18 protein-coding genes are annotated in these 19,425 nt (G+C 68.2%); 7 read left to right on the top strand and 11 right to left on the bottom strand.

The features are described 5' to 3' along the window. Positions 1–135: 135 nt before the first annotated feature. The gene (locus tag QCD70_RS03305) at positions 136–1,707 is read left to right on the top strand and encodes an acyl-CoA carboxylase subunit beta (protein WP_301213896.1); all 1,572 of its coding nucleotides are present in this window, start codon (positions 136–138) and stop codon (positions 1,705–1,707) included. 60 nt (positions 1,708–1,767) lie between these two features. Here the strand turns inward: QCD70_RS03305 and QCD70_RS03300 are convergent, their stop codons facing one another. Beyond that, positions 1,768–2,583, bottom strand: coding sequence for an SDR family oxidoreductase (locus QCD70_RS03300; RefSeq protein WP_301213732.1), 816 nt, complete (start codon positions 2,581–2,583; stop codon positions 1,768–1,770). 130 nt (positions 2,584–2,713) lie between these two features. On the opposite strand from QCD70_RS03300, the gene QCD70_RS03295 reads away from it, so the two are divergent. After that, positions 2,714–2,956 (top strand): acyl-CoA carboxylase subunit epsilon, encoded by a 243-nt coding sequence (locus tag QCD70_RS03295; protein WP_301213731.1) that lies wholly within the window; start codon positions 2,714–2,716, stop codon positions 2,954–2,956. A 237-nt stretch (positions 2,957–3,193) separates the two neighbouring features. Here QCD70_RS03295 and QCD70_RS03290 read toward each other — a convergent pair whose 3' ends face one another. The 4 genes from QCD70_RS03290 to QCD70_RS03275 form a co-directional block, all read right to left on the bottom strand. After that, positions 3,194–4,213 carry a hypothetical protein gene (locus tag QCD70_RS03290; RefSeq protein ID WP_301213728.1) on the bottom strand — a complete coding sequence of 340 codons (1,020 nt, stop codon included), beginning with the start codon at positions 4,211–4,213 and terminating at the stop codon, positions 3,194–3,196. Beyond that, entirely contained in the window at positions 4,210–5,532 is a 1,323-nt protein-coding gene (locus QCD70_RS03285; protein WP_301213727.1) for a sensor histidine kinase, read from the bottom strand. The genes QCD70_RS03290 and QCD70_RS03285 overlap by 4 nt, the downstream gene beginning before the upstream one ends. A 4-nt stretch (positions 5,533–5,536) precedes the next feature. Continuing rightward, a complete protein-coding gene (locus QCD70_RS03280) occupies positions 5,537–6,235 on the bottom strand; it encodes a response regulator transcription factor (protein ID WP_301213726.1) in 699 nt (232 codons plus the stop codon). Between the two features lie 61 nt (positions 6,236–6,296). Continuing rightward, positions 6,297–7,583 (bottom strand): class I SAM-dependent RNA methyltransferase, encoded by a 1,287-nt coding sequence (locus tag QCD70_RS03275; protein WP_301213725.1) that lies wholly within the window; start codon positions 7,581–7,583, stop codon positions 6,297–6,299. Between the two features lie 36 nt (positions 7,584–7,619). Between QCD70_RS03275 and QCD70_RS03270 the strand changes: the two genes are divergently transcribed. Both QCD70_RS03270 and QCD70_RS03265 read left to right on the top strand, forming a co-directional pair. After that, positions 7,620–8,264, top strand: coding sequence for a Maf family protein (locus QCD70_RS03270; protein ID WP_301213895.1), 645 nt, complete (start codon positions 7,620–7,622; stop codon positions 8,262–8,264). A gap of 82 nt (positions 8,265–8,346) precedes the next feature. Further along, positions 8,347–10,119, top strand: a complete 1,773-nt coding sequence (locus QCD70_RS03265; RefSeq protein WP_301213724.1) for an acetyl/propionyl/methylcrotonyl-CoA carboxylase subunit alpha — start codon at positions 8,347–8,349, stop codon at positions 10,117–10,119. A gap of 110 nt (positions 10,120–10,229) precedes the next feature. Here QCD70_RS03265 and QCD70_RS03260 read toward each other — a convergent pair whose 3' ends face one another. Beyond that, the gene (locus QCD70_RS03260; RefSeq protein WP_301213722.1) at positions 10,230–11,666 is read right to left on the bottom strand and encodes an NAD(P)H-quinone dehydrogenase; all 1,437 of its coding nucleotides are present in this window, start codon (positions 11,664–11,666) and stop codon (positions 10,230–10,232) included. Between the two features lie 97 nt (positions 11,667–11,763). Between QCD70_RS03260 and QCD70_RS03255 the strand changes: the two genes are divergently transcribed. Both QCD70_RS03255 and QCD70_RS03250 read left to right on the top strand, forming a co-directional pair. Beyond that, positions 11,764–12,597 carry a purine-nucleoside phosphorylase gene (locus tag QCD70_RS03255; RefSeq protein ID WP_301213720.1) on the top strand — a complete coding sequence of 278 codons (834 nt, stop codon included), beginning with the start codon at positions 11,764–11,766 and terminating at the stop codon, positions 12,595–12,597. Continuing rightward, complete coding sequence (locus QCD70_RS03250; protein WP_301213719.1) at positions 12,594–14,294, top strand: phospho-sugar mutase; 1,701 nt, start codon at positions 12,594–12,596, stop codon at positions 14,292–14,294. The genes QCD70_RS03255 and QCD70_RS03250 overlap by 4 nt, the downstream gene beginning before the upstream one ends. Before the next feature lie 57 nt (positions 14,295–14,351). On the opposite strand, the gene QCD70_RS03245 is transcribed toward QCD70_RS03250, so the two are convergent. Next, complete coding sequence (locus QCD70_RS03245) at positions 14,352–14,918, bottom strand: TetR/AcrR family transcriptional regulator (RefSeq protein ID WP_301213717.1); 567 nt, start codon at positions 14,916–14,918, stop codon at positions 14,352–14,354. A gap of 71 nt (positions 14,919–14,989) precedes the next feature. On the opposite strand from QCD70_RS03245, the gene QCD70_RS03240 reads away from it, so the two are divergent. Next, positions 14,990–15,565: a dihydrofolate reductase family protein gene (locus QCD70_RS03240; protein ID WP_301213716.1), complete on the top strand. Its 576-nt coding sequence runs from the start codon at positions 14,990–14,992 to the stop codon at positions 15,563–15,565. A 105-nt stretch (positions 15,566–15,670) separates the two neighbouring features. Here the strand turns inward: QCD70_RS03240 and QCD70_RS03235 are convergent, their stop codons facing one another. The 4 genes from QCD70_RS03235 to QCD70_RS03220 all read right to left on the bottom strand — a co-directional run bounded on the left by QCD70_RS03235 (position 15,671) and on the right by QCD70_RS03220 (position 19,421). Continuing rightward, entirely contained in the window at positions 15,671–17,317 is a 1,647-nt protein-coding gene (locus QCD70_RS03235) for an HNH endonuclease signature motif containing protein (RefSeq protein WP_301213715.1), read from the bottom strand. Between the two features lie 229 nt (positions 17,318–17,546). Beyond that, positions 17,547–17,819 carry a PTS sugar transporter subunit IIB gene (locus QCD70_RS03230; RefSeq protein ID WP_055923621.1) on the bottom strand — a complete coding sequence of 91 codons (273 nt, stop codon included), beginning with the start codon at positions 17,817–17,819 and terminating at the stop codon, positions 17,547–17,549. 22 nt (positions 17,820–17,841) lie between these two features. Beyond that, entirely contained in the window at positions 17,842–18,297 is a 456-nt protein-coding gene (locus QCD70_RS03225) for a PTS sugar transporter subunit IIA (protein WP_301213714.1), read from the bottom strand. 2 nt (positions 18,298–18,299) lie between these two features. Continuing rightward, positions 18,300–19,421, bottom strand: a complete 1,122-nt coding sequence (locus QCD70_RS03220) for an adenosine deaminase (protein WP_301213713.1) — start codon at positions 19,419–19,421, stop codon at positions 18,300–18,302. Positions 19,422–19,425: the final 4 nt, after the last annotated feature.

The following is a 19,425-nucleotide window of genomic DNA, read 5'->3' as shown; positions in this document are numbered from 1 at the left end:
GGCGATTCGGCAGGACGCACGGGCGAGAACCAATGGATGCGCGGCAATTTTGTAGCAATCAACCAACGGTTGGCGGCGATGGCTGGCCGGTAGAGTGAACCGGTGAGCGAAGACGTAACTGCACAGGCGCCGGACATGTACACCACGGCGGGCAAGCTGGTCGACCTGAAGAACAGGTACCACGAGGCCGTGACCGCGAGCGGTGAGGCCGCGATCGCGAAGCAGCACGCCCGAGGCAAGAAGACCGCCCGCGAGCGCATCGAGGAGCTGCTCGACGCGGGCTCGTTCGTCGAGATCGACGAGTTCGTGCGCCACCGCACCGTGGCGTTCGGCATGGAGAAGTCCCGCCCCTACGGCGACGCGGTCGTCACCGGCACGGGCACCATCCACGGGCGCCAGGTCGCCGTCTACTCGCAGGACTTCACGATCTTCGGCGGCTCGCTCGGCGAGGTCGCTGGCGAGAAGATCATCAAGGTCATGGACCTCGCCCTGAAGACCGGCGTGCCGATCATCGGCATGCTCGACTCCGGCGGTGCACGCATCCAGGAGGGCGTCGTGGCCCTCGGCAAGTACGGCGAGATCTTCCGCCGCAACACGCAGGCCTCCGGCGTGATTCCGCAGATCTCGATCATCATGGGCCCTGCCGCAGGCGGCGCCGTGTACTCCCCCGCCCTCACCGACTTCGTGATCATGGTCGACAAGACCAGCCAGATGTTCGTGACCGGCCCCGACGTGATCAAGACGGTCACGGGCGAAGACGTGGGAATGGAGGAGCTCGGCGGTGCGCTCACCCACAACACCGTGTCGGGCGTCTCGCACTACCTGGCGAGCGACGAGGAGGATGCGCTCGACTTCGCGCGCGGCCTCATCAGCTACCTGCCCGACAACAACCTCTCGGATCCGCCCGTCTACGACAGCGAGGTCGAGCTCGAGATCACCGATGCCGACCGCCGGCTCAACACGCTCATCCCCGACTCGCCCAACCAGCCCTACGACGTGCACACCGTGATCGAGCACATCGTCGACAACGGCGAGTTCCTCGAGACGCAGCCGCTCTACGCGCCCAACATCGTCGTGGGCTTCGCCCGGGTCGAGGGTCGATCCGTGGGAATCGTCGCCAACCAGCCCAACGCGATGGCGGGAACGCTGAACATCGAGGCCGGCGAGAAGGCCGCGCGCTTCGTGCGCTTCTGCGACGCGTTCTCCATCCCGATCCTCACTCTGGTCGATGTCCCGGGGTACCTTCCCGGAACCGACCAGGAGTGGACGGGCGTCATCCGCCGCGGCGCGAAGCTGCTCTATGCCTACGCCGAGGCCACCGTTCCGCTCATCACCGTTATCACGCGCAAGGCCTACGGCGGCGCCTACATCGTGATGGGTTCCAAGCAGCTCGGAGCCGACATCAACCTCGCCTGGCCGACGGCCGAGATCGCCGTCATGGGCGGACAGGGCGCGGTCAACATCCTGTATCGCGGCGAGATCAAGCGGGCCGAGGAGGCCGGCGAAGACGTGGCCGCCGTGCGCACGAGGCTGGCGAACGAGTACACCTACAACGTGGCCTCGCCGTTCCTGGCGTCCGAGCGCGGCGAACTCGACGGAGTGATCGAGCCGGCCGCCACCCGCGTCGCCGTGGTGAAGGCGCTGCGTGCGCTTCGTACCAAGCGGGCGAGCCTGCCCACGAAGAAGCACGGCAACATCCCGCTGTAACGCGCTGTTCCCTGAGCCTGTCGAAGGGCTGCCCTTCGACGAGCTCAGGGAACGGGCACGTCACTCCGAGGCGGCGCCGCGCCAGTCGTCCGTCATGATGTGCGACCCGCCCTGCGGACCCATCTGCAGCATCCCGCCGTCGACGGCCCACGAGGCCCCGGTGACGTAGCTCGACGAGGGCGACGCGAGAAAGGCGATGACGGCGGCGATCTCGCCCGCGATTCCCGAGCGCCCCAGCGGGATGCCGGGCCGGTGGGTCTGGAACGCGTCCTCGTCGGTCATGTCGTTCATCGGTGTGGCGATCTCGCCCGGGGCGACGGCGTTCACCGTGATGTCGTGCTGGCCGAGCTCGAGCGCTGCGGTCTTGAGCAGACCGCCGAACCCGTGCTTCGCCGCGTCGTAGGCGCTGGACCCGACGCGAGGCTGGTGCTCGTGCACGCTGGTGACGCCGATGATGCGGCCGCCGGTTCCCTGGCCGACCATGGTCTGCGCGGCGGTCTGGATGCAGAGGAACGCGCCGTCGAGGTCGGCGGCGATCGTGTGACGCCAGGTCTCCAGCTCCATCTCGAGGAACGGTGCGACGTCCATGACCCCGGCGTTGTTGACGAAGACGTCGACGCCTCCGAGCTTCTCGATGAGCGAGGAGATCGTTCCGGGCACGGAATCGAGGTCGCCGGTGTCGAGCTGGGCGATGTGCGCGTCGCGACCGAGCGCGCGCACCATGTCGGCCGTCTCCTCGGCACCGTCGGAATCCGAATGGAAGGTGATGCCGACATCCATGCCCGCCTCGGCGAGGGCGAGGGCCGTGGCCCTGCCGATTCCCGAGTTCGATCCGGTGACGATGGCGCGGCGGGGCGAGAAGTTCGAAGTACTCATGCAGTCGACGCTACGGCGACCCCTCCTGTGCACGGGAGGGCTTGACGCGATCCGCCCGCTTCGCGAACCGCGCCGGCGCCCGGCAGCATCGCCCTCCCCCTGCCCGTGCTCCTCCTGTAGCCTCGAGTCCGTGACTGCATCGACACCCCGCCACGCCGCCGATCCCGAGCCGATCGACTTCACCATCACCACGCCGAACCTCGACGCCGAGGAGATCGCGGCCGTGACGGCCGTGCTTCAGGCGGCGCTGGCGAACGCGGGCGACGCGTCGCCCGCGGCGACCGCCGCACCGGCGAGCGGCTGGCAGAAGTCGCGCCGCGACCTGCGCACGCCCATCCACCCCGGGCCCGGCGAATGGCGTCGCGCGGGCTAGCGACGCATGTCCTCATTTATGCCGACTGGTGTGCTGCAGGCCTGACGGGTCATGATGATTCAGCTAGGTGCTCTCTTTCGGGATGAGCATCGCCAGTTCATCGCCATCTAGGGTAAGCGGGCATGAACTGGGGGCGAGTCAGGGCACTATTCGGGTTAGTGCTCTGACTCGGATTCGTAGCTGTGGGGCCGATGGATTACCGTCGGCCCCACTTCTGCGTCTGCGGTGTGCATCTGATCAGGGTCGACGGATCTCGTGCCACAGAGTGACCTCGTCTCCGCCGTCGTCGTCACCGAGCGCGGCCGCCGTTCCGTCGTCGCCCGTATCCTTCAGCCCGACGACAGAGACCGCGGTGTCCGACCCCTCGGTTCCCGTGCGGATGATCAGCCGATCGGCCTCGATGCCGTCGACCACGTCGACGAGTTCGGCGAGCGTCGTGAGCCTGTCCGTCTCCGACAGGGCGTCGAGGCCCCCGTCGTCGAGCATCGTCACATGCACTCCCCGGCGTCGGGCGGCCATCACCTCGGCGCGCACCTCATCGGTCAGCAGCAGCCTGCCGCGGATCTCGTCGCGGATGGCGGCCTCGAGATGCAGGCACTCACGCCGCTCCTGCTCGCCCAGCTCACCGCCCGAGGCGATGATCCGGCGGAGCATCGGGGCGGCGAGCTTGTCCATCTGCTCCAGACGACGCCGGCGCTCGAAGAGGAGCGCCTCCTGGTTGGCCTGCCACTCTGCCGCCTTGATGCCCGCGCGCGCATACTGGGCGGCATCCTGATCGGCCCGCACGAGCGCGACCGAGAGGGCGTGCGCGATGGCGACCCAGAGCGCGCCGCCGATGACACCGGTGGTCGTCAACGCCAGAGGTGTGGTCCAGACCGCGACCGAGATGACGGTGACGCCGACGCCGATCCATGCGAAGACGGGCTGCCCCCGCACCACGGTGATGACCAGCAGCGTGAACACGGCCGCCACGAACCAGGTGGCGTAGCCGTTCGCCGCGTGGGGGTCGAGCTGCGAGAGCACGAGCATGGTGATCACGAAGCCGACGGCCACGTTCAGGGCGGCGTTCCACCCGGGCATCGGCGCGGCCGTCGGCGCCCACAGGCTGATGACGGTGACCGACGCGTAGAGGACCATCGCGACGATGACGGGCCCCGGCTCGCGCGGCACGGAGATGGAGGAGAACGCGAGCACGAGGTGATACGCCGAGAACAGAGCAGCGAGGCCGATGAGGAGGAACCGGGGCGAGGAGATCATGCGCCCTCACCGCCCAGGTCGAACGAGCGCCGCAGATGCTCCGCCGTGGTCTCGCGGTTCGGGTCGGGCCACACGATGACGATCGACGCGCCACCTCCCGGAACCGACTGCACCTGAACCGCGCCGCCGACCGTGGCGACCCGCTCGCGGATGCTCACCCTGAGCCCCAGCCTCTCCTGGGGCACGGCGGCCGGATCGAAACCCACGCCCGTGTCCGAGACCTGAACGGTGAACCCCTCGTTCTGCAGCGGATGCATCGAGACCGTGCGCTCGATCGACCCAGGCACGGGCACGGTCTCATCGCCGTCGGCGTGCTGAAGGCTGTTCACCATCGCCTGCACGGCCGCAGAGAAGACCGCCTCAGCGACGTCGCTCGGCACCGACTGCCCCGGGATGGACTGCTGGGCGTAGTCGAAGCCCGGCGAGAGAACGCGCGCCGCATTCGCGAGGCGCTCGGCCAGCTCGCCCAGGGGCACCTCGAACCCGGGATCGCCCGCGTCGCCCGACGAGTGGAGCGCCCGCAATGCGTCTCGCGCCATCCCGACGACCAGGTCTCTCTCCATGGCGCTCGAACTCTTGGATGCCGACAGCAGGGTCGTGAGCACCCGATCGTGCACCAAGGCGTCGACGTGCAGGCGCTCCGCCTCCATCGCATCCTGCTTGACCGCGACGGAGTACCGCAGCATCGCGGCCTGCTGCGCCCTGTCGACCCGATCGGCGGCGGAGCGCAGGGTCGTGACCAGAACGAGGTTGACCGCTCCGAGGAGGAAGACGTACAGCGCGTCGAGGGCTGCGAGACCCGCGCTCGCCTCGCCTCCGGACGGGAGCGCGCGCAGGACCGCGTAGATGAGCGAGACCGCCACGATGTAGAAGCCGGCGAACCACATGTTGAACGACACCACGGCGCACGCCATGCAGACCACCACGAGGTACCAGAGCCAGGGCTGCGACGGCGCCACCTCGTTCGGCTGCAGCACGGACGCCGGCCAGAGCACGAGCGACAGCACGAACACACCGGCCGTCACACCGGCGGCGACGGTCACTCCCCGACCGATGATGCTGGTCACGACGACCCCGAGGATGCCGGCGAAGACCACCATGGGAAGAGCCACGGCCCAGGCGGGCGCGACGTAGCTCTGAGCGGCGATGACCGCGGGCAGGGACTGCAGCGCGAAGACGAACCCGAAGATTCCCGTGACCCTGCTCGCCACCGTCTCGATGCGCGATCTCGAGATGGAGCCGCGCATGCGGTTCAGAACGCCGGGCGGTCCGAATGCCGTTCTGGGGCGGGTCTGGCCCGACCGGGCCGTTGCGGACACGTCGTCACCTGCCGTCGGGGGTCTCGCCGAGAGCCAGGATGCCGTCTTCGACGGCTCGCTTCAGAAGGTCGACCTTCGTCGGCGCCGGACGGCCGACCTGAACGTACTTGGCCCGCACCCGGTCGAGATATTCGCGGGCCGTCGGGGTGGCGATGCCCAGTTGCACGGCGACGAGCTTGAGCGGCAGTCCTGCCGCGTAGAGATGCAGAACGTCGCGCTCCCTCGCGGTGAGCCGTGCCCGCGAGAACTCGGCGTCTGCATCGATCGCGCTCGCCCATTCGAGGTTGTTCAGCACACCGCCGCCGGCGACCGTCGCGATCGCGGCTATCACGGTGCTCGTCGCCGCGGACTTCGGGATGACCCCCGCCGCACCCGCCGCCAATGCCTCGCGCACGCTCGCGGTGCGGTCGGCGATGCTGTGCACCAGAACTGACGCCCCGGTCTGGAGCGCGGCCTCGACGTTGTGGGTGATGCTGAGCCCGTCGCCGATGCTGAGGTCGAGCACCACGACATCGGACGGCCTGCTGCCCAGCGCCCGGATGAGGTCCGGAACGGTCAGCCCGACCGCGACGACCTCGTATCCGGCCTCGAGGCATGCCGCCTTCAGACCCAGGAGAACCGACTCGTGGTCGTCGACGATCGCGACGCGCACGGGTGCGGCGGTGGACCGATCTGCCGGAGCTGCGGGATCTGGGGGAAACATGGCGACCTTCCCTGCGGGTGGTTCTGATCGTAACGGAAAGGGGTCGACTGGCCTCGGCGCCTCAGTCCTTCGTGAGAACCGCCACCGATTCGACGTGGTGGGTGTGGGGGAAGAGATCGAAGGCGCGCATCGAGCGCACGTGATAGCCGCCGCGCTCGAACTGGCCGGCGTCGCGGGCGAATGCGACGGGGTCGCACGCCACGTAGACGACCTGCGCGACGTCGAGGGCCATCAGGGAGTTGACGACCTGCTTGCCCGCTCCGGCGCGCGGGGGGTCGAGGATGACCGTGGCCCGCGACAGTCGCTCCCTCTCGGCCGCCTGCGCCGTCTTCTCGAGCTGGCGCAGATACCTGTCGACCCGGTTCGTCTCCGCATTCGCCCCGATCCACTCGCTGAGGTTCTCGGCGGCGTAGTCGGTCGCCAGTTCGTTGCCCTCGACGCTCGTGATGCGCAGGCCGGCGCCGACCTTCTCCCCCAGCGCCGCCGCGAGAAGCCCGACGCCTCCGTAGAGATCGAGGTTGAATGCGGCTGGATCGAGACGCTCGTCGAGTACCTCGCTGCGGATCGCGCGGGACAGGGTCGAGGCGGCTCCGCGGTGCACCTGCCAGAACCCCTGCTCGTCGAGGCGGAACTCGCGACCGTCGACGACCTCCGTGATGCTGCGTCCGCGGCGCGCCGGCGTGCGACCTCCGCGAGCCTTCTCCGGCGTCTCGCTCGAGGTGACGAAGCGGGGTGCGCCCTGCGAGGGCGCCACAAGATCGATCCAGCCGTCGGCGGGAAAGTCCGACCCGTCGATTCGATCGCCGAGCGGAGCCTCGCTCTCGAGGGCGGGCGTCGCCAGCGGCAGGTCGTCGACGGCGATGACCCGGTGCGAACGGGCCGCGAACGGGCCGACGCGACCATCGGCATCCACGTGCAGTCGCACGCGCGTTCGCCAGCCGAGCCCGCCCCGCTCATCGTCGCCGTCGACAGCCTCGACCTCGACGTCGCGCTCGAGACCGGCGAAGCGCTTCAGCGAGTCGACGATGACCTGGCGCTTCAGCTCCCGCTGCCAGGCGAGGTCGATGTGCCCGAACTCCGCGCCGCCGGCCCTGTCGTCGGGATCGCGATCGATCGACGCGGCCTGCCAGACGTGCGGCACCCGGTGCGGCGACGCCTCGAGCACGCGCACCGTCTCCGCGCGCCAGAACGAGGCGTGCTCGTCGTCGGTGATGCGGGCAAGCACGCGCTCGCCGGGCAGGGAGTCCGTGACGAACACCACGCGGCCGTCGAGTCGTGCGACCGAGATTCCTCCGTGGGCTACGTTGGTAATCTCCAGCTCGACCTGTGTTCCCTGCGCGTCAGCCATGCTTCGAGCATCCCACACGAAAGGCCGGTGCTCCTCGTGCGCCTCTACCTCGCATCCACCTCGCCTGCACGCCTCGCCCTGCTCAGGCAGGTCGGAATCGAGCCGGTCGTCGTCCCGTCGCACGTCGACGAGGAGGCCGCCGTGCGCCTCGCGACCGACTCCAACGGCGAACTGGATGCATCGGCGATGGTCACGCTGCTGGCCCGGTTGAAGGCCGAGGCGATTCTCGGGCAGCGACCGGATGGCGAGGAGATCGACGGCGTGATCCTCGGGGGCGATTCGGCCTTCGAACTCGACGGCGTCATCTACGGCAAGCCGCACGAGCCGCAGATCGCGCGCGAGCGATGGCTCGAGCAGCGCGGAAAGACAGGCACGCTGCACTCGGGTCACTGGATCATCGAGGTGAAGAACGGCACGCCCGCCCGGGCCCTCGGAGCGACGGCGCACGCCTCCGTCGAGTTCGCCTCGGACATCAGCGACTCCGAGATCGACGCGTACGTCGCCAGCGGAGAGCCCCTCCAGGTCGCCGGCGCGTTCACGGTCGACGGGCTCGCGGCGCCGTTCATCCGCTCGGTCACCGGCGCGCCCTCCACCGTGATCGGCATGTCGCTGCCGACGCTGCGCACCATGCTCGCCGAGCTCGACATCGACATGATGTCGCTGCGGGCGACCGCGCCGTAAGAGGTTCCCACAGGGACTCGGCGGGTTTTTTGTTCGCGTCTGCCAAAGGAGCACGCCGTCAGCCCAATAGGCTGGGTGGATTATGCCGCGCATCACCAAGGTACTCATAGCCAACAGAGGCGAGATCGCAGTCCGGGTCATCCGGGCCGCCAAAGACTCCGGAATCGGATCGGTCGCCGTCTACGCAGATCAAGACCGAGACGCCCTGCACGCGCAGCTCGCCGATGAGGCGTATGCGCTCGAGGGCACGACCAGCGCCGAGACCTACCTCGTCATTCCCAAGATCCTCTCCATCGCTCGCAGGAGCGGCGCCGACGCCGTTCACCCGGGCTACGGATTCCTCGCCGAGAACGCCGAGTTCGCCCAGGCCGTCATCGACGCCGGGCTCACCTGGATCGGGCCGTCGCCGGCCGCCATCGAGAAGCTCGGCGACAAGGTCTCAGCCCGCCACGTGGCGGAGAAGGTCGGCGCCCCGCTCGCTCCCGGCACCATCGACCCGGTCAACGGGGCCGACGAGGTTCTGGCCTTCGTCGCAGAGCACGGCCTCCCCGTGGCCATCAAGGCGGCCTTCGGCGGCGGCGGACGCGGACTCAAGATCGCGTACACCGAAGACGAGATCGTCGAGCAGTTCGAGTCGGCCACCCGCGAGGCGATCACCGCCTTCGGCCGGGGCGAGTGCTTCGTCGAGAAGTACCTCGACAAGCCGCGCCACGTCGAGACGCAGTGCCTCGCAGATGCGCACGGCAACGTCGTCGTGGTCTCCACCCGTGACTGCTCGCTGCAGCGCCGCCACCAGAAGCTCGTCGAAGAGGCCCCGGCCCCGTTCCTGACCGACGCCCAGAACGCCGAACTGTATCGCGCATCCAAGGCCATTCTCAAAGAGGTCGGCTATGTCGGCGCCGGCACCTGCGAGTTCCTCGTCGCCGCCGACGGAACGGTGTCGTTCCTCGAGGTGAACACCCGCCTGCAGGTCGAGCACCCCGTGTCCGAAGAGGTCACCGGCATCGACCTCGTGCGCGAGCAGTTCCGCCTGGCCGAGGGCGGCGTGCTCGACTACGACGACCCGGTGCCCCACGGTCACTCGTTCGAGTTCCGCATCAACGGAGAAGACGCGGGGCGCGGATTCCTCCCGAGCCCCGGACCGATTCACACGTTCACCGCCCCGGGCGGACCGGGCGTGCGCATCGACACGGGTATCCGGGCTGGCGACGTCATCTCGGGCTCGTTCGACTCGCTGCTCGCCAAGCTGATCGTCACGGGCAGCTCGCGCGAAGACGCGCTCGAGCGTTCGCGGCGCGCCCTCGACGAGTTCGAGGTGCTCGGCCTGCCCACGGTTCTGCCGTTCCACCGGTCGATCGTGCGCGACCCCGCGTTCGCTCCGGCCGACGGAGAGCCGTTCAGCATCTTCACGCGCTGGATCGAGACCGAGTACGTCAACGACATCGAGCCCTGGTCGGGCGAGATCGAAGAGACCGCTCCCGCGGCCGAGCGCACCACCGTGGTACTCGAGGTCGACGGCAAGCGCGTCTCCGTGGCCCTGCCCGCGCACTTCGGCGGCGGCTCGTCGCCCACCCGTTCCGCGACCTCCGGCTCCGCCCCGAAACGCCGCGGCGCCGCATCCGGTGTCTCGACGGCCACGGGCGACTCGGTCAAGGCGCCCATGCAGGCCACCATCGTGAAGATCGCGGTCGCCGAGGGCGACACGGTCGTCAAGGGCGACCTGGTGCTGGTGCTCGAGGCCATGAAGATGGAGCAGCCCATCACCGCCCACAAAGACGGAACCATCGGCTCGATCTCCGCGGCCGTCGGCGCCACGGTGTCGTCGGGCACGGTTCTGCTGGCGATCACCGGCTAGGTCTTCCCCGTTCCCTGAGCTCGTCGTTCCCTGAGCTCGTCGTTCCCTGAGATTGTCGAAGGGCCGTCGCAATCGGGTGCCTTTCGACAGGCTCAGGAACGGCGTCAGCGCTACAGAACGATGTGCATCGCGCGGGCCGCATCCGAGATGCTGCCCGACAGCGACGGGTACACGCTGAACGCGCGGGAGACCGCGTCGACCGTGAGCCGGTGCTCCACGGCCAGGGCGATCGGAAAGATGAGTTCCGACGCATTGGGGGCCACGACGACTCCGCCGATGACGGTTCCCGAACCCGTGCGGGCGAAGAGCTTCACGAAGCCCTCCTTGATGCCCATCATCTTGGCGCGAGGGTTCTCCGACAGTGGCAGCTTGTAGATGTCGCCCTGGGCGATGCCCTCTTCGATCTGGCGCTGGGTCCAGCCGACCGTGGCGATCTGCGGCTGGGTGAAGATGTTCGACGACACGTTGCGCAGCTCGGTGGGGTTCACCGCGTCGCCCATGGCGTGGAACACGGCCGTGCGGCCCTGCATCGAGGCGACGGATGCCAGGGGCAGGAAGGTCGTGCAGTCGCCGGCCGCGTAGATCGACGGCATCGACGTGCGGGCGACCCTGTTCACGCGGATGTGCCCGGACTCGGTGAGCTGCACTCCAGCCTCGGCGAGCCCGATGCCCTCGGTGTTGGGAATGGATCCGACGGCCATGAGGCAGTGGCTGCCCTCGACCGTTCGGCCGTCTGCGAGGGTGGCGACGACGCCCTTGTCGGTGCGCACGACAGAGTCGGCGCGCGACTTCGAGAGCACGGTCATGCCGTTGCGCTTGAAGACGTTCTCGATCACGGCCGCGGCGTCGGCGTCTTCTCCCGGCAGAACCTGGTCGCGACTCGAGATGAGCGTGACCTTCGAGCCGAGCGCCGTGTAGGCGGAGGCGAATTCGGCCCCGGTGACACCCGATCCGACCACGATGAGATGCTCGGGCACGGTCTTGAGGGTGTAGAGCTGGGTCCAGGTGAAGATACGCTCGCCGTCGGGTACGGCGGAGGCGAGGATGCGAGGGCTCGCTCCCACCGAGACGACGATGGTGTCGGCCTCGATCTCGTCGAAGTCGGTACCCTCCTCGCCCTTAGAGGTCGAGACGATCACCGAGTTGGCTCCGTCGAGGCGCCCCTCGCCGGTGACGATGCGCACGCCCGAGCGGATGAGGCTGGACTTCATGTCTTCGGACTGCTGGCGGGCGAGGCCGAGCAGACGCTTGTTCACGGCGGCCAGGTTGACCGCGATCTCGGGGCGAACCGGCTTGCCTGTGCCGCCGCGGGTGAAGAACTGCACGCCGAGGTCGGCCGCCTCGCCGATGGCATTGGTGGCCTCGGCCGTGGCGATGAGGGTCTTCGACGGAACGACGTCGGTGAGCACCGCCGAGCCGCCGACTCCGACACGCTCGATGAGGGTGACGTCGGCACCCAGCTGGGCGCCCGCGATGGCGGCGTCGTACCCGCCCGGTCCGCCGCCGAGGACGGCGATTCTCTGCTTGCGCTCGAACTCATAGACCATGACGGCCATTCTCCCGTGTCGCGCACGCGACCGCCAAACCCGGGCCCCGCGCATCCGCCGTCTGCCGGTGAACACCGCGTTAATCTAAGGTGGTTCAATGCTCACCACCACACCCAATCCCCTCGATTCCGCCGACGCCGATCCGTTCGAGATCGCCCGCGAGGCGGCCGCCCAGATCGCCGAGAAGACGGGTGTCGCCGGCCATGACATCGCGCTCACGCTGGGCAGCGGATGGGGCAAGGCCGCAGACCTGATCGGCGAGACGGTCGCCACGGTGGATGCGACGGAGATCGTCGGCTTCTCGGCCTCGGCCGTTCCGGGGCACGGCGGCACTCTCCGCTCGATCCGGCTGCCGAATGGAAAGCACGCGCTCGTGATCGGCGCGCGCACCCACTACTACGAGAACCACGGTGTGCGCAGGGTCGTGCACAGTGTGCGCACCGCCGCGGCCACGGGGGCCGCGACCATGATCCTCACGAACGGGGCCGGCGGCATCCGCGAGACCTGGGCGCCCGGAACCCCTGTTCTGATCAGCGACCACATCAACCTCACGGCCGATTCGCCTCTCGAGGGCGCCACGTTCATCGACCTCACCGATCTGTACTCCTCTCGTCTGCGTGACATCGCGCGCACGGTCGACGCCGACCTCGACGAGGGCGTCTACGTGCAGTTCCGCGGGCCGCACTACGAGACCCCGGCCGAGGTGCAGATGGCGAAGGCGATCGGCGGCCACATCGTGGGAATGTCGACGGCACTCGAGGCCATCGCCGCTCGCCAGGCCGGTATGGAGATCCTCGGCATGTCCTTGATCACCAACCTCGCCGCCGGCATTCAGAAGACTCCGCTGAGCCACGAAGAGGTCATCGAGGCCGGAAAGAACGCCGAGGGCAGGATCGGCTCGCTTCTCGCCCGCATCGTGGGCGAGCTGTGACCGAGGTCGAGCTGCTCGACGCGGCTCGGGCGTGGCTCGGGCAGGATCCCGATGACGAGACGCGCGCCGAGCTGTCGACGTTGATCGACTCCGCCGAAGCACAGGACGCAGCGGCCCTCGCCGAGCTGCACGATCGTTTCGACACGCGCCTCGCGTTCGGCACGGCCGGTCTTCGTGGCGAGATCGCGGCCGGACCGAACCGCATGAACCGGGTGCTGGTGTCGCAGGCCGCGGCGGGACTCGCCGCATTCCTGCTCGAGCGGGCGACCGACGGCGAGCAGCCCAGCATCGTGATCGGATACGACGGGCGCAAGAACTCCGCCGTCTTCGCAACCGACACGGCCGAGATCATGGCGGGCGCGGGCGTCCGGGCCATCCTGCTGCCCCGACTGCTGCCGACACCTCTCGTCGCGTTCGCCGTGCGGCACCTCGACGTGAGCGCCGGGGTCATGGTGACCGCGTCGCACAATCCGCCGAACGACAACGGCTACAAGGTCTACCTGGGCGGAGCAGACGAGGGATCGCAGATCGTCGCTCCGGTCGATGCGGAGATCGCGGCCCAGATCCTGCGCGTGGCCTCCGAGGCGCACGTGCTCGAGCTGCCTCGCTCCGATGGCTACGAGATCGCCGCGGAGTCCGTCGTCGAGGCCTACGTGGCCCAGACCGCCTCTCTCGCCTCCCGCCCGACCGCGCAGCCGAAGGTCGTCTACACGGCGATGCACGGCGTCGGCTGGCAGACGTTCCGGTCGGTGCTCCAGGCCGCCGGCTTCGACGAGCCCACGGTGGTGCGCCAGCAGATCGAGCCCGATTCCGCATTCCCCACGGTGACCTTTCCCAACCCCGAAGAACCGGGTGCGCTCGACCTGGCGTTCCAGACCGCGCGCGAGGTCGATGCAGACCTCGTGATCGCGAATGACCCCGACGCCGATCGGCTCGCCATCGCCATCCGCGATTCGTCGCGGCCGGCCGGGTTCCGCGCCCTCACCGGCAACGAGGTCGGCGCGCTGCTGGGCTGGCGCGCCGCAGACATTCTGGATGCGTCGGCGCGCGACGAGCAGGCCGCCTCGGGCACGCTCGCCTGCTCGATCGTGTCGTCGCCAGCCCTGCGCGCTGTCGCCACCGATTACGGTCTGGAGTTCGCCGAGACCCTCACCGGTTTCAAGTGGGTGTCGCGGGCTCCCGGACTCGTCTTCGGTTTCGAGGAGGCGCTCGGATATCTGGTGAACCCCTCGACCGTTCGTGACAAGGACGGCATCTCCGCAGCCGCGGCCCTGCTCGACCTGGCGGCCGGGCTGGCGGCTCGAGGCTTGACGCTCGACGATCAGCTCGACGCGTTCAGCATGCGGTTCGGCCAGTTCGCGTCGGGCCAGGTGTCGGTGCGCGTGACGGACCTGTCGCAGATCACCCGGGTCATGGCGAGGCTGCGGGCCGAGCCGCCCGCCGAGATCGGCGGCATCCGGGTGTCCTCGATCGACGACCTTCTGGGCGACGGCGGCGCACTTCCGCCGTCGGACGTGCTGCGCATCCATCTCGACGACGGATCGCGTGTGATGGTGCGCCCCAGCGGCACGGAACCGAAGCTGAAGGTCTACCTCGACACGCAGTCGAGCGACGGATCCCTCGAGGAGCGCAGATCGGCTGCCTCCGCCGCCCTCTCCCGGCTGGAGGAGGGCGTGCGGGCGCTGATCGCGGACTGATCGTTACGCCCAGTCGGCTGTAGAGGCGCGCCCTTATGACCCGCATGCGGAACGGGATCACCGAAGAATGCGGTCGACCAACTCGTCGATGGCTGCGTCGACGGATAGTCCGCTGTCGATCGGTGCGGTGAGATTGTCGAGCATCAGTCCGTCGATGGCGTAGTGGAACAGGGCGATCTCCGTTCGTCCCCCGGGCAAGTCTGACTCGTCGTTGAAAGCGACATCGTCCTCGAATGCTCGCTGCCTCCATGCACCGAGCGCCTTGGCGACGGCCGGACGCCGTGCGGCTTCCAGCCGCAGTTCGAAGAGAGCGAGCGGTACATGCGGGTCAGTACTGAGTCGCCGCACGACATCGCGCAGGTAGTCGGCGAAGAGGTCACGATCAGGAGTCCGAGCGGCATGCGACGACAGGCGCGTGGGATCAGGCGTGAGTCGCTCTCCTATGCGGCCGACCAATGCGGAGATGAGATCGTCGCGGGACGGGAAATAGTTCGACGCGGTACCGCGCGGAGTGCCGGCTGCAACGTCGACGGCGCGGTGCGTGAGACCGCGAGCTCCTTGCTCGGCCAGCACGCGGATGCCGGCGTCGGCGAGAGCGGAGCGCCGTTCTGTGTTGCGAGCCATGTCGATCATGCTAGCCAAACCACGACTCCTGTTGTACTTTAACCACGACAGTTGTCGTGATTGGAGACGCCATGCGAAAGCTCATCTACTATGTCGCCGTCAGCATCGATGGATATATTGCCGACGCGGCCGGCGGGTTCGACGCGTTCCTCGTTGAGGGCGACCATGCGTCGGTCGTATTCGGCGAGTATGCGGATGCGCTGCCGGCGCACGTGCACGCTGCTCTGGGAATCGAGCCGCCGAAGACGCGATTCGACACGGTCATCATGGGGTGGAACACACTCATTCCGGCACTCGATGCCGGAATCACCAGCCCCTACCCTCACCTGCGCCAGATCGTCGCGAGCCGCCGCCCGCGTGGCGTCGACCCGGACATTGTCCTGACCGACGATCCCCTCACCACTGTGCGCGAGCTGAAACGGAAAGACGGCCTGGATATCTGGCTGTGCGGTGGCGGACAGCTCGCAGGCGCCCTTCTGTCGGAGATCGACCACATCGTCCTGAAACGCAATCCCATCGTCTTCGGCTCCGGCATCTCCTTGTTCGGCGATGCCGCCGCCGCACCCCGCTCGTATGACTTGACCAGAACCCGTTCATTCGAGTCGGGTGTCGTGGTCGAGGAGTACGACTCCCACGGCGGAGCGTGACTTCTCGCGCCAGTGCCATCAGGATGAGTTCTGCCTCGAGCCTGCCCGGTGCGACGAAGGTGCTTGATCGGGATGTCACCATGGCCGACTCCGAGCTCACCGCGGTCACCAGGGTCTGCCCGTTCGTTGGTGCCCGGCGGGTCTTGGTGTTCGGTGCGGGTCTTGCCAGCTGGGTGGTTTGACATGTGGTCTGCCGTGGATCATGACGAGTTGCCATGCCGAGGTGTGGATGGTGGTGTGGTGGAACGGGCACAGTAAAGCCAAATTGTCGATGTCGGTCCGTCCGGGTGGATGGCTCTCACTCACCCACGGGGTGACGTGGTGCGCCTGACACCGTGAGGGTGGTGCGGTGCAGCCGGGGATGACGCATCCGCCGTCGCGGGCGGCGAGGGCTCTGCGTTGCCTTCGGGTGGCGAGGCGTTTCGTTTTGCCGTGGTGCAGGATCTCGCCGTGCTGGCCGAAGAGGGTGGTGATGGTGCTGCCGTGGCAGCGGAGCTGGTCGACGGTGCTGATGGGGATGGGTTCGGTGCTGCCGTCGATCCACGCGGCTCCTCGACCCGTTTGGAGGTCGTCGAGGGTGACGTGCACGTTCACGGTCGGCGCCGCCCCGTTCAGCAGCGACGCAGACGGCGACGTCGCGGCCATGTCGAGGAGGGTCATGACCGCGTCGAGGAGTTTCTGCTCCGCCGTGCGCGCATCGATCACGGTGTGGTCGTCTGAAGTGTCGCCCCGTTGTGCGGGTTCTTGTGGAGAGCGGTCATCGATCGTCAGGACGTCATTGGTCTGATCCCCGGCGATGCGGGTAGCGCCGCGGTCGGGGCCGGCCGCTGGTGGGTCTGCTGGGTTCGGTGCGTCGGGAGTGCGGGGGCTGAGGATCGAGCCGACCGCGGCCAGGAACACACCGAGTTGCAGGGGAGGAAGTGCGTAGCGGCCGCGGGCCATGCCGTCTGCGCCCACTTTCGGGTAGCTGAACCCGCGCAGCGACTGCTTCACGGCGTCGCGGGGTTCGGCACCGTCGGGATCGAGGCGCTCCCGGATGCGGATCGCGAGCCGGCCGATCTCCTCGACCGTGTACCGCCTCGGTGCCCTGGACCACGCATCCCCATCGCCCGTACCGCCGCCCTCGTCGACGCCCGCATCCGCATCCGCGTCGGCATCAGAATCGGGGTCGGGGTCGGGGTCGGGGCCGGGGCCGGCATCAAAGTCGGGGTCGGCGATGGTGGCCATCGCGGCGGCGACGAGGTGCCGTTCGGCCTGATCCGTGGCATCCGACCAGCCGGTGCGGTTCACGACCTCGGACAGGGTGCGGCAGATCACCGCCGCCGAATCCACGCCCACCCGACCGGCGAAGAACGCCGCCTCCACGACCGGGAAGAAACTCGGATTCGGCGTTCCCGACAAAGACACCGACGACCGCAACCGCTGGCCCAGGCTGATGCGGGTCGCCGCAGTGCGCTCAGAAGTGTTCGTGGTCGCGGCGAGGAGCTTTCTCGCCGACCCGAACCCGTGACGGTACGCGAGCCCCGCGGTGTCGAGTTCACGGCGGGACTCGTGCGCGACCTCCGCCGCCACCCAGGTACGGGCAGCGTCGCCGGTGCGACCGATGGCCTCCCACGCGTGGGCCGCCGCGAGCAGGGCATCACCGGGATCGGCGGCCGACCCGGAACCTGACGCGAGGGCCGCCCGGTTCTCGTCGAGGAGCTGCCGGAGACGCGCGGCGATATCGCCGAGGGATGCGTCGAGGAGGTCCATACGAGAAGTCAAACAGTAGCCACCGACATCGTGTCGATGGAGGCATTCGACGCTTGATCAGGGAATATGGCTGTGGATAACTGCGGCGCAATAGAGGTTGTGGAGGAGGAGAACGGGGCGGACTTGGGGGCCCTTCGACAAGCTCAGGGAACGAACCTTTCACAAGCTCAGCGAGCGCAGGGCCGTTCGACAGGCTCAGGGAACGGGACAGGCAGAATCGCGCACGCGATCAGCCGAGCGCGATCTCCAGCTTTCGGGTGAGCTCGTCGAGGTCGAAGTAGTTCTCGATGACGACCACGTCGGCATACGTCTTGCCGATGAACTTGACGAGCTCGGGAGAAGCCAGGATGACCTGCGCGTCTTCGGCGGCCACGGCGAGCCCGGCGATGTCGGTGGCCTCGATCTGAGCGTCGATTCCGAGTCGGGCGAGGGCCCGTTCGGCGTTCACCTTGAGAATGGCCGACGTGCCGATGCCTGCGCCACAGAAGGCGATGATCTTCATAGGGTCGATCTTAGCGTGGCCACTAGGACTCGGATTGAGTTCGAGTCAGGACGGCCCGCACCGCATCGGGAGTACTCGCCCTCGCGAGGGACCGAGTCGCAGTGGGATCGTTGAACGCGTTGGCCAGCTCCGCCAGAACGGTGACGTGGCCCTCGGTGCTCGTGACCGCGAGCGCCAGCACGACCTCGACGGGGTCGTTGTGCGGATGCCCGAACACGACGGGTTCGTCGAGCGTCACGACCGCGAGCCCGTCGTGCAGAACGTCGGGCCCGGGCCGCGCGTGCGCGAGCGCCAGACCGGGCGCGATCACGATGTACGCGCCGAACTCCTCGACGACCTGCACCATGCGCTCGGTGTAGGCATCCGTCACTACGCCGCCGGCGACGAGGGCATCGCCGGCGAGGCGCACCGCCTGCCGCCAATCCGTCGCACGGGCCCGCAGCTCGATGACGTCATCGGGCAGTTCGTCGAGGCGCATGTCTAGGCGTTCTGGAAGCCCGCGATGATCGTGTCGGCGAGGTCCTGACGCTCGTCGAGCGGCAGGAACGATGCATTCGCGGCGTTGAGCTGGAACACCTCGAAGTCTTCGAGGTCGTAACCGAAGGCGTCGGACAGCAGCGAGAGCTCCCGGCTGAGCGACGTGTTGCTCATCAGACGGTTGTCGGTGTTGACGGTGACCGTGAAACCCAGCTGGTAGAGCAGGTCGAACGGGTGGTCTTCGAGCTCGTCGCCCCATGCGGTGATGGCACCGGTCTGCAGGTTCGACGACGGCGAGAGCTCGAGCGCGATCTCCCTGTCTTTGACCCACTGCGCGAGGCCGCCGATCGTGACGAAGGTGTTCTCGTCGTCGCTCGATTCGATGCGGATGTCTTCGGCCAGGCGCACGCCGTGTCCGAGGCGGAGCGCGCGACCGTCGAAGAGGGCGCCTCGGATGCTGTCGAGGCCGTCGGCCTCGCCCGCGTGCACGGTGACGGGGAAGTAGTTCTGCGCGAGGTAGTCGAACGCCGCGCGGTGGTTGCCCGCGGGGAAACCGAGCTCGGCCCCGGCGATGTCGAATCCGACGACGCCGCGGTCGCGATGACGCACGGCGAGCTCGGCGATCTCGAGACCCCGGTCGGCGTGGCGCATCGCGGTGACCAGCTGGCCGACGCGCAGCGCCTTGCCGTCGTGGCGCGCGTCGTCGATGCCCTGCTCGATTCCTCGCTGCACGGCTTCGACGGTCTGGTCGAGGGTGAGACCCTTCGACACATGCTGCTCCGGGGCCCACCGCACCTCGCCGTAGACGACACCGTCTGCGGCAAGATCCTGAACGAATTCGCGGGCGACGCGACTGAGACCCTCTTCTGTCTGCATGACCCCGACCGTCACCTCGAACGTCGCCAAGTAGTCGACGAGCGATCCCGAGTCGGCCGAATCCTCGAACCATTCGCCGAGAGCAGCGGCATCGGAGGCCGGCACCTCGAAGCCGATCGAGTCGGCGAGCTCCAGGATCGTGGAGGGGCGGAGGCCGCCGTCGAGGTGGTCGTGGAGAGACACCTTGGGGAGAGCATTGATGCTCGTTCGGCCGTTGGCGAGCGTGTACTGCTCTCGTGAATCGTTCATGAGG

It is taken from the genome of Agreia sp. PsM10, assembly GCF_030433855.1.
Classification (GTDB): Bacteria; Actinomycetota; Actinomycetes; order Actinomycetales; family Microbacteriaceae; genus Agreia.
Note: the sequence above shows the minus strand (reverse complement) of the source record. Positions and strands in the feature narration are given on the sequence as shown.

Bases quoted from the DNA above. Each gene is read 5' to 3' on its own strand.
- QCD70_RS03305 (WP_301213896.1), top strand. From the start codon at position 136: ATGTACACCACGGCGGGCAAGCTGGTCGACCTGAAGAACAGGTACCAC.
- QCD70_RS03300 (WP_301213732.1), bottom strand. From the start codon at position 2,583: ATGAGTACTTCGAACTTCTCGCCCCGCCGCGCCATCGTCACCGGATCG.
- QCD70_RS03290 (WP_301213728.1), bottom strand. From the start codon at position 4,213: ATGATCTCCTCGCCCCGGTTCCTCCTCATCGGCCTCGCTGCTCTGTTC.
- QCD70_RS03280 (WP_301213726.1), bottom strand. From the start codon at position 6,235: ATGTTTCCCCCAGATCCCGCAGCTCCGGCAGATCGGTCCACCGCCGCA.
- QCD70_RS03275 (WP_301213725.1), bottom strand. From the start codon at position 7,583: ATGGCTGACGCGCAGGGAACACAGGTCGAGCTGGAGATTACCAACGTA.
- QCD70_RS03265 (WP_301213724.1), top strand. From the start codon at position 8,347: ATGCCGCGCATCACCAAGGTACTCATAGCCAACAGAGGCGAGATCGCA.
- QCD70_RS03260 (WP_301213722.1), bottom strand. From the start codon at position 11,666: ATGGTCTATGAGTTCGAGCGCAAGCAGAGAATCGCCGTCCTCGGCGGC.
- QCD70_RS03255 (WP_301213720.1), top strand. From the start codon at position 11,764: ATGCTCACCACCACACCCAATCCCCTCGATTCCGCCGACGCCGATCCG.
- QCD70_RS03245 (WP_301213717.1), bottom strand. From the start codon at position 14,918: ATGGCTCGCAACACAGAACGGCGCTCCGCTCTCGCCGACGCCGGCATC.
- QCD70_RS03240 (WP_301213716.1), top strand. From the start codon at position 14,990: ATGCGAAAGCTCATCTACTATGTCGCCGTCAGCATCGATGGATATATT.
- QCD70_RS03235 (WP_301213715.1), bottom strand. From the start codon at position 17,317: ATGGACCTCCTCGACGCATCCCTCGGCGATATCGCCGCGCGTCTCCGG.
- QCD70_RS03230 (WP_055923621.1), bottom strand. From the start codon at position 17,819: ATGAAGATCATCGCCTTCTGTGGCGCAGGCATCGGCACGTCGGCCATT.
- QCD70_RS03225 (WP_301213714.1), bottom strand. From the start codon at position 18,297: ATGCGCCTCGACGAACTGCCCGATGACGTCATCGAGCTGCGGGCCCGT.
- QCD70_RS03220 (WP_301213713.1), bottom strand. From the start codon at position 19,421: ATGAACGATTCACGAGAGCAGTACACGCTCGCCAACGGCCGAACGAGC.